This window comes from Trinickia sp. (assembly GCF_051961175.1).
Taxonomy (GTDB): Bacteria; Pseudomonadota; Gammaproteobacteria; order Burkholderiales; family Burkholderiaceae; genus Trinickia.
Window position 1 is genome coordinate 1 of the sequence record NZ_JBQCDN010000364.1, and the last position, 8,347, is coordinate 8,347.

6 protein-coding genes and 1 pseudogene are annotated in these 8,347 nt (G+C 64.8%); 4 read left to right on the forward strand and 3 right to left on the reverse strand.

Annotated elements, in window-relative coordinates; genetic code table 11:
• Positions 1-769, forward strand: a pseudogene (locus tag ACTHL0_RS21000) (LysR substrate-binding domain-containing protein); the annotation flags it as partial.
• 317 nt (positions 770-1,086) lie between these two features.
• Here the strand turns inward: ACTHL0_RS21000 and ACTHL0_RS21005 are convergent.
• The 3 genes from ACTHL0_RS21005 to dprA form a co-directional block, all read right to left on the reverse strand.
• On the reverse strand, positions 1,087-3,753 hold the full coding sequence (locus ACTHL0_RS21005) for a DNA topoisomerase III (protein ID WP_440568825.1): 2,667 nt from the start codon (positions 3,751-3,753) through the stop codon (positions 1,087-1,089).
• Positions 3,754-3,999: 246 nt separating this feature from the next.
• A complete protein-coding gene (locus ACTHL0_RS21010; RefSeq protein ID WP_440568826.1) occupies positions 4,000-4,377 on the reverse strand; it encodes a thioredoxin family protein in 378 nt (125 codons plus the stop codon).
• Between the two features lie 73 nt (positions 4,378-4,450).
• Positions 4,451-5,686, reverse strand: a complete 1,236-nt coding sequence (dprA, locus tag ACTHL0_RS21015) for a DNA-processing protein DprA (protein ID WP_440568827.1) — start codon at positions 5,684-5,686, stop codon at positions 4,451-4,453.
• A gap of 263 nt (positions 5,687-5,949) precedes the next feature.
• Here dprA and def point away from each other — a divergent pair, with 263 nt between their 5' ends.
• The 3 genes from def to ACTHL0_RS21030 all read left to right on the forward strand — a co-directional run bounded on the left by def (position 5,950) and on the right by ACTHL0_RS21030 (position 8,284).
• On the forward strand, positions 5,950-6,453 hold the full coding sequence (gene def / locus ACTHL0_RS21020) for a peptide deformylase (RefSeq protein WP_440568829.1): 504 nt from the start codon (positions 5,950-5,952) through the stop codon (positions 6,451-6,453).
• 34 nt (positions 6,454-6,487) lie between these two features.
• Positions 6,488-7,483 carry a methionyl-tRNA formyltransferase gene (gene fmt, locus ACTHL0_RS21025; protein WP_440568831.1) on the forward strand — a complete coding sequence of 332 codons (996 nt, stop codon included), beginning with the start codon at positions 6,488-6,490 and terminating at the stop codon, positions 7,481-7,483.
• Between the two features lie 150 nt (positions 7,484-7,633).
• A complete protein-coding gene (locus tag ACTHL0_RS21030; RefSeq protein ID WP_440568832.1) occupies positions 7,634-8,284 on the forward strand; it encodes a LysE family translocator in 651 nt (216 codons plus the stop codon).
• Positions 8,285-8,347: the final 63 nt, after the last annotated feature.

Genomic DNA, 8,347 nt, shown 5'->3' on the forward strand with positions numbered 1-8,347 from the left:
CAACCGCACTACGCGTAGTCTCTCGCTGACCGAATCGGGCCAGGTCTACCTAGAACGCGCCCGCCAAATTCTTGATGAGCTCGAGGACGTCGAGCAAATGGTCGTCGCGAGGAACCACGAACCGGTCGGCACGTTGCGGATCGTGGCCCCTGTCGTGTTCGGCTTGCATAACCTCGCGCCGGTTCTCCAGACGTACACGCAGCGGTATCCGAAAGTCGTGCCGGATCTGACGCTCGTGGATCGTAGTGTCGATCTCGTCGAGGAAGGATTCGACGTCGGGATCGTCATCGCTCAGAAGGTGCGCAGCGCGAGCATCGTCACGCGCCGGCTCACGACGGGCTGCATGATTGTCTGCGCCACGCCCGCCTATCTGGAAAAGCACGGCACACCCACGCGTCCCGAGGAACTGCTCGATCACGCCTGCCTGAGCCTGCCTACAGAGTATTGGGGCGACGAGCGGATCTTTACGGGGCCGGAAGGCGAGGTGCGTGTTCGGCCGTCGAACGTCATCGTTGCGAACAATACGGAAATGCTGCGTCAATTCGCCCTGCTCGATATGGGCATCGCTATTTTGCCGAGCTACTTGATCGGCAGCGACGCGACGCGCGGCAACCTCGTGCGCGTACTCGCCGATTACCGGCTGCCGCAGGTGGAAATCAACATCGGCTATCCGAGCCGGCGGCACTTGCCGGCGAAGGTGCGGACGTTCATCGACCACCTCGTCGATCACTTCAGCCAGACGCCGAACGGCACGCTCGGCGAACTCTGGCTCAAGGCTGCGCCGCAGGTGGCGACGCCGGCGCTGTCACCGGTGGAATCGAGCGATGGGGACGAAGAGGTATTCGAAACCGAAGGCGAACGCGATGCCTTCGATAGCCGGCGCGAAAGCACGCTGCGCAAGATGGCGCGGCCGCCGCGCGGACGGATGAGTACGCCTTCGCCGTTGTAGAGGCTCGTTCGCCCGCATCGGGCGAGAAGCGGTGGATCGGGCGGCTCGAGACGGGCCGAATATCAGTCGTCGCAAAAAAATAAAGCGAGCACCCACGGGTGCTCGCTTTATGCGCTTTTAATGCCCGGCCGCTTGGATTACGCGTTGACCTTTCGTGCCGCCGCCTTCTTGGCCGGCGTTTTGGCGGCCGTCTTGACGGCTGTTTTCGCCGCGGTTTTGCCGGTGCTCTTCTTGGCTGGCGCCGCCGTAGCAGCCGTTGCGGCTTCGTCGGCAGGCTGGCTCGCGCCGGCAGCGGCGCTCTTGCGCGCCGCCGTTTTCGCGGCAGTCTTTGCGGACGGCTCCTTCGGCTCTTTCTTCTCGAATTCGAAGCCGATCTTGCCGTCGCTTTGCTTGACGAGATACGCCTTGAAGTTGCGGCCCGTTCGCGACGATTTGAAGCCTGTCAGCAAATCGGTGCGGCCTTCGCCGAGCAGTTTCGCCATTTGCTCCCGGGCGATCTCCTGCTGCAGGATCACCTTGCCCGAGCGGAAATCGCACGTCTTCGGATTGGCCACCGAGTTCTCGCAGACATAACTCATGCCGTGCTCGAACACGCGCGCATGGCATTTCGGGCACGCGCCGACGCTCTCCTGCGCCGAGAAATCGGGCGCTTCGCCATCCTCGCCGCCGGTATCCTGGCCAAAATCGAACTCGAGCTTGTAGTTCTTCGTTTCTTCGTCGAACGTCAGCTTCAGAATGGCCGAGAACGGCCGTCCCATCTTGCTGCGAAAGCCCGAGAGCGGCCCGATTTCCTTCTGCGCAAGCAGCGTCTCGACTTCCTCGGTCTCGAATTGCCGGCTGCCCGGAATCTTCGAAATCGAGAACTCGCATTGCGTGCAAGCGAAGCGGCGATAGTTCTCTTTCACTTGCCCGCCGCAGTTCGGGCAAGGCGTCGCAAGGGTGACGTAATCGCCGGGGATCGTATCGGAGTCGTATTCCTTCGCCCGCTTGACGATCGTTTGCGTCATGCGCGCGATTTCCTGCATGAACGCGTCCCGCGCAAGCTTGCCGCGCTCCATCTGCGACAGCTTGTACTCCCATTCGCCCGTGAGCTCCGGCGCCGTCAGTTCCTTCACGCCCAGCCCGCGCAACAGCGTCATCAACTGGAACGCCTTGGCGGTGGGGATCAATTCGCGGCCTTCTCGCACGAGGTATTTTTCGCCGAGCAGCCCTTCGATGATCGCAGCCCGCGTGGCCGGCGTGCCAAGCCCCTTGGCCGCCATGGCCTCGCGCAGTTCGTCGTCCTCGACGAGCTTGCCCGCGCCTTCCATCGCCGAGAGCAGCGTCGCTTCGTTGTAGCGCGCCGGCGGTTTCGTCGTCAGGCCGTGTGCGGCGATCTTGTCGGTCTTGACCTTCTCGTCCTTTTGCACCGGGACGAGATTGGCATCCTCGCCGCTCGTCTCCTTGCCGTAGATCTGCAGCCAGCCGGGCTCGACGAGCACCTTGCCTTCGGTCTTGAAGTGATGTCCGGCCACTTCGGTGATGCGTGTCGTCACGCGATATTCGGCCGCAGGGAAGAACACGGCCAAAAAGCGCTTCACGACGAGGTCGTACAGCTTCTGCTCGGGCTCCGAAAGCGCTTTCGGCGCCTGCAGCGTGGGGATGATGGCGAAGTGGTCGCTGATCTTCGAGTTATCGAAGATGCGCTTGTTCGGTTTGACCCAACCCTTGTCGAGCGCCTGCTTGGCGAACGGCAGGTAGTTGTTGCTCTCCTTGAGCATCTCGAGCGTGCTCTTGACGGTGGCGATGTAGTCCTCCGGCAGCGCCCGTGCGTCGGTACGCGGGTACGTCAGCACCTTGTGCTTTTCGTATAGCGCCTGAGCCAACCCCAGCGTGTTTTTCGCCGAAAAGCCGAAGCGGCCGTTCGCCTCCCGCTGCAAGCTCGTCAGATCAAACAGCTGCGGCGAGAGCTGCGTCGAAGGCTTCGATTCCTCGCTGACCGTCCCGATGTGATCGCGGCATGCCGCCACCACGGTTTCGGCTGCGGGCAGGCTCCAGAGCCTCGAGTCGCGCTTTTCCTGATCGAACTCGTCGCGCTTGAATTTCGGGTCGAACCAGCGGCCTTCGTAGAAGCCGCCCGCGCAGACGAATTCCGCACGCACTTCCCAATAGTCACGCGGCTCGAAGCGGCGAATCTTCTCTTCGCGCTCGACGACGATCGAGAGCGTCGGCGTTTGCACGCGCCCCACCGTCGTCAGGAAAAAGCCGCCGCCCTTGCTGTTGAACGCCGTCATGGCGCGCGTGCCGTTGATGCCGACCAGCCAGTCGGCCTCCGAGCGGCAGCGCGCGGCGTCGGCGAGCGGTTGCATGTCGGTGTCGCTGCGCAGATGCGCGAACCCGTCGCGGATCGCTGCCGGCGTCATCGATTGCAACCAAAGCCGTTGCACCGGCTTCTTGGCGTTCGCATGCTGCGCAATCAGACGGAAGATCAACTCGCCCTCGCGCCCCGCGTCACAGGCGTTGATCAGGCGGTCGACATCCTTGCGCTTGATCAGCTTGGTCAGCACCTTCAGCCGCGATTCGCTCTTGGCGATCGGGTTCAGGTCGAAGTGCGGCGGAATGACGGGTAGATGGGCAAAGCTCCATTTGCCCCGCTTGACTTCATATTCTTCGGGCGCGGCGATCTCGAGCAGATGGCCGACCGCCGAGGAGAGGACGTACTCGTCGCTCTCGTAGTACTCGTCATGTTTGGTGAAGCCGCCGAGTGCGCGCGCGATGTCGTTCGCGACCGAGGGCTTCTCCGCAATGATCAGTGCTTTGGACATGACAGGATTAATGTAGTGACCGGGGTCGGATCCCGGATTGTGTTCCCTTCAACGACCGCTTTATAGCACACGGCGCACAACCGGCGCCGGCTTGCGCGAAAAAGCGAGGGCCGGCGGATACCCGCCGGCACCGGTCGCAGGGCCAAGTTGCGTGCGGCGCAAGCCTTGGCAGACGGCGAACCGGCGTGCTCTGTGTGCACGGACTATGCCAAAGGGCGCCATTGCGCGCCGGCGCCCACACGTTCGTCAAACGGCGGCAAGCGCCGGACGGACCTTCGGCGCGCCCACTGCGTCCGGCAAGGCCGTCAGGTCCGACAACAGGCGCTCCGCAATGGCGCCGTGCGGCAGGACCGTCCCGAAAAAGCGGGCCGTCGTGCCATCTTCGATGAGCAGTGTCGGGAAGTTTTCGACATCGAGATCGTCGAAGCGGTCCGCATGCGTTTCGATGTCGATCCAGACGAAACACATGTTGGGATGCGCGTCGGCAAGCCGATCGAACGTGTCCCGGTATTCGCGGCAGGTGCCGCACCATTGGGCGCACAGACAGGCGACGAGCAGCGTGTTCGAATCGTTGACGCGCTCGGCGATCTGGTCTGAGTCGGTGTCCAGGTTCAGCGCGGGCATGATGCGTTCCTTCTTTCTAGCCTGTAGCGGTTTGGTTGGACTTTAGCACGCCGGATTCAGCCGCCGGTGCGTGTCACGCCGGGACGTGGCGCAGGTAACGGCCGCCGGGCAGTACGGCAACATGCCCGCGCAGTTCGAGTTCGAGCAACGTCCCTTGCAGCGTCGCGCTGTCCATCTCGGTGCGGGCGGCGAGCATTTCAAGGGCAGCCGGCGCGTGGCCCAACGCCTCGAGCACGCGCGTCGCGCCGACGGAAAGTGCGCGCGAGGGCGGCGCCGGCGGCGACTCGAACAGCGGCAGCGTTGGATTCGGCCCTGGCTCCGCTTGTGCGGGTAAGGGCTGCGCCGCGCCGCGGGATTGGGGCTGCTCCGTGCGCCGTTTGGCCACGTTTTGATGGGCGCGGCCGGCCGGCTTCGGTGCCAGGCCGAGCCCGTCCAGCACGTCCTCTGGGGTTTCAGTCAGCATGGCGCCGTCCTTGATCAATTGGTGGCACCCGCGCGAAAGCGGCGCATGGATCGATCCGGGGAGCGCGAACACGTCGCGCCCCATTTCGTTGGCGAGCCGGGCGGTGATCAGCGATCCCGAGCGCGGCGCCGCTTCAATCACGAGCACCCCCTTCGTCATCCCGGCGATGAGGCGGTTACGCTGGGGGAAATGGGCGGGCTTGGCCGGCGTGCCGAGCGGCCATTCGGACACGATCGCGCCGTGCGCGGCGATGTCGTGAGCCAGTGCGTGGTGCTTGGCGGGATAGACGATATCGGCGCCTGTGCCGACCACCGCTACGGTGAAGCCGCCTGCCTCCAGCGCACCGCGATGGGCGGCCGCGTCGATCCCGAGCGCAAGGCCCGAGGCGATGACGAGACCCGCACCAGCGAGCTCGCGCGCGAAGCGCCTTGCATCCTCGATGCCCTGCGCAGTGGCATTGCGGCTGCCGACGATCGCGAGGCCCGGCGCATGCAACCATTCGAGCTGGCCACTTACGTAAAGCAGCGGCGGCGGATCATGCATGTTGAGCAACGCTGAAGGATAGGCGGGATCATCCAGTGCGAGGAGCACGTTCCCGGGCCGCGCGCACCATGCGAGGGTGCGCGCCAGTTGATCGCCGACGTCCGCCCGCGCCGCCGCGCAGACCGCCCGCGCGGCATCCGCGCCCGCTATTCGCGCAAGCGCTCCGAACGGCTGACTCAGCAGCGTCTGGACGTCCCCGAACGCCGCCAACAAGGCGCGCAGTGCGGCCGGCGCGAGCGCGCGGACGCTCGCTAGCGCGAGCCAGGCGGCCAGGTTCGCCGGCGTCATCAGGCGCGCGCCCATCGACGCCCGCCTGCGGCCGATCGCCAGCGAACTCGCGAGCGCCGTGATAAAATTTTCACCATCCGAAATCCCCCGGGCACGCAGCCGATGCGCGCGCTCATCGATTCAGCAAGCGCGCTGACGGCGCGCGCGGTTCGGCGTATCTTCGATCATTGGCCGGGGCCGCGCCAGTCGGCCGAACGGCCTGGCGAATCCCGCGCAATGACCCGAATCGACGATGCCGGTCCCGGCTGCATCGCAACGCGGTAACGACTTTTGACACCATGGCTTTACTGAGCATCCTCAATTTCCCCGACAAGCGGCTGCACAAGGTCGCCAAACCGGTCGCCAATGTGGACGATCGCATCCGCAAGCTCGTCGCCGACATGGCCGAGACGATGTATGCCGCGCCGGGCGTGGGCTTGGCCGCGACGCAGGTCGACGTGCACGAGCGCGTGATCGTGATCGACGTATCGGAAACGCACGACCAGTTGCGCGCGTTCATCAACCCCGAGATCTTGTGGTCGAGCGACGAACGCCGGATCAACGAAGAAGGGTGCTTGTCGGTGCCCGGCGTTTACGACGAGGTCGAACGGGCCGAACGCGTGCGCGTCCGTGCGCTCAATGAAAAGGGCGAGACGTTCGAACTCGATTGCGAAGGCCTGCTGGCGGTTTGCATCCAGCACGAGATGGATCATTTGATGGGCCGGGTTTTCGTCGAATATCTGTCGCCGCTCAAGCAGACGCGGATCAAGACGAAGATGAAGAAGCTCGCGCACGCGATGTGACGCGCATCCCTAATCCGCCGTTTTCGTCCGACTTATGACCCATACGCTGCGCGTCGTTTTCGCCGGGACGCCCGAGTTCGCCGCCGTGGCGCTCGCGGCCATTCACGAAGCCGGCTTTCCGGTGCCGCTCGTCCTGACGCAGCCCGATCGCCCCGCCGGGCGCGGCATGAAGCTGCAGGCCAGCGCCGTCAAGCGCTATGCGCTCGAGCACGGGCTCGAGGTGGCGCAGCCGCCTTCGCTGCGCCGCGCCGGCAAATTTCCGGGCGAGGCAGCGGCGGCCGTCGACCGGCTGCGCGCGACGCCGCACGACGTCATGGTCGTCGCCGCCTACGGTTTGCTCTTGCCGCAGGAAGTGCTGGATATCCCGCCGCACGGTTGCATCAACATTCACGCGTCGCTCCTGCCGCGGTGGCGCGGGGCCGCGCCGATCCACCGTGCGCTCGAAGCCGGCGATACGGAATCGGGCATCACGCTGATGCAGATGGACGCGGGGCTCGATACGGGCGCCATGATCGAGGTCGCGCGCACGCAGATCGATCCGAGTGACACGACTGCCACACTGCACGACAAGCTGGCGGCGCAAGGCGCGGAACTCATCGTCCGCGCACTGACGACCCTCGAGCGCACGGGTGCGTTGACGGCGACGCCGCAGCCCGCCGATGGGATGACGTACGCCGAGAAGATCGGCAAGCACGAGGCGGCGCTCGACTGGCGTGCGCCTGCTGCGTCGCTGGCGCGGCAAGTGCGCGCGTTCGACCCGTTTCCGGGGGGCGTCGCGACGCTCGAGGACGGTACGGCATTGAAAGTCTGGGCCGCGCAAGCCGTCGATGCGGCGGCCTCGAGCGCTCAAGCCAAGCCGGGAACGATCGTTTCCGTGTCGGCTGAAGGGGTCGTCGTTGCGTGCGGACAGGGCCTGCTCCGGCTCACGCAACTGCAAAAGCCGGGCGGCAAGCGCTTGCCCGTACGCGAATTTCTGGCCGGCACGACACTCGAAGCCGGTCAACGGCTGCGGATGGCCGAAGCTGCGTGACACCCGCCTGAGAAACCGCCTGAAACCGCCGCTCGAGCGAGGGCGGCCGCTGTCTTCCGGGGGCGGCCGTGCTCAGGCAAGCGCCGTGGTGCGATCATCACGGCAAATCAGTATCTCGTCGCTAACCGAGGAACCGAGGAGAACTCGAGCATGTTCGGCATCGTCCATTTCCCGTTTTTTGTTGTCGCGGTCTTGCTGCTGAACGTGACGCCGGGCCCCGACACCGCCTACATCATCGGGCGCAGTGTCGCGCAAGGCCGCGGTGCCGGGTTGATGTCGGCGCTCGGGATCTGCACGGGCTGCTGCGTGCATTCGATCGCCTGCGCGTTCGGTTTGACGGCCTTGCTGGCCGCATCCGCCACGGCGTTCACCGTCATTAAGTTCGCCGGTGCCCTCTACCTGATTTATCTGGGCGTGCGGCTTGCGTTCGCATCGCCGGCCAAAGCGCAGGCCGCGCAGAGCGAATCGGCCCAGGACGCGGTGAAAACCGCCCGCCCCCTCAAGCAGCTGTATCTGCAAGGCTTCTGGACCAACGTCCTCAATCCGAAGGTCGTGCTGTTCTTCGTCTCGTTCTTTCCGCAGTTCGTCTCCAGCGACACCCAACATAAAGCGCTGGCTTTTCTGACGCTCGGCGGCGTATTCGTCGCGATGAGCGTGGTCTGGTGCGTGTTCCTCGTCTGGGTCGCCAGCAGCATCACGCGCGGTCTCGGCGGCAAGCCCGTCGTCAAGAAATGGCTCGACCGCGTGGTCGGCAGCGCCTTCGTCGGGCTCGGACTCAAGCTCGCCACTGCGCACCGCTGATCGGATTTTCGGTTGCATGCGAGGGCATCAGCCGTTTCCTGACGAATCGCTTACAATTGAGCG

Coding starts and splice junctions, on each gene's coding strand:
- ACTHL0_RS21005 (WP_440568825.1), bottom strand. CDS start 3,753: ATGTCCAAAGCACTGATCATTGCGGAGAAGCCCTCGGTCGCGAACGAC.
- fmt (WP_440568831.1), top strand. CDS start 6,488: ATGACCCATACGCTGCGCGTCGTTTTCGCCGGGACGCCCGAGTTCGCC.
- dprA (WP_440568827.1), bottom strand. CDS start 5,686: ATGGGCGCGCGCCTGATGACGCCGGCGAACCTGGCCGCCTGGCTCGCG.
- ACTHL0_RS21030 (WP_440568832.1), top strand. CDS start 7,634: ATGTTCGGCATCGTCCATTTCCCGTTTTTTGTTGTCGCGGTCTTGCTG.
- ACTHL0_RS21010 (WP_440568826.1), bottom strand. CDS start 4,377: ATGCCCGCGCTGAACCTGGACACCGACTCAGACCAGATCGCCGAGCGC.
- def (WP_440568829.1), top strand. CDS start 5,950: ATGGCTTTACTGAGCATCCTCAATTTCCCCGACAAGCGGCTGCACAAG.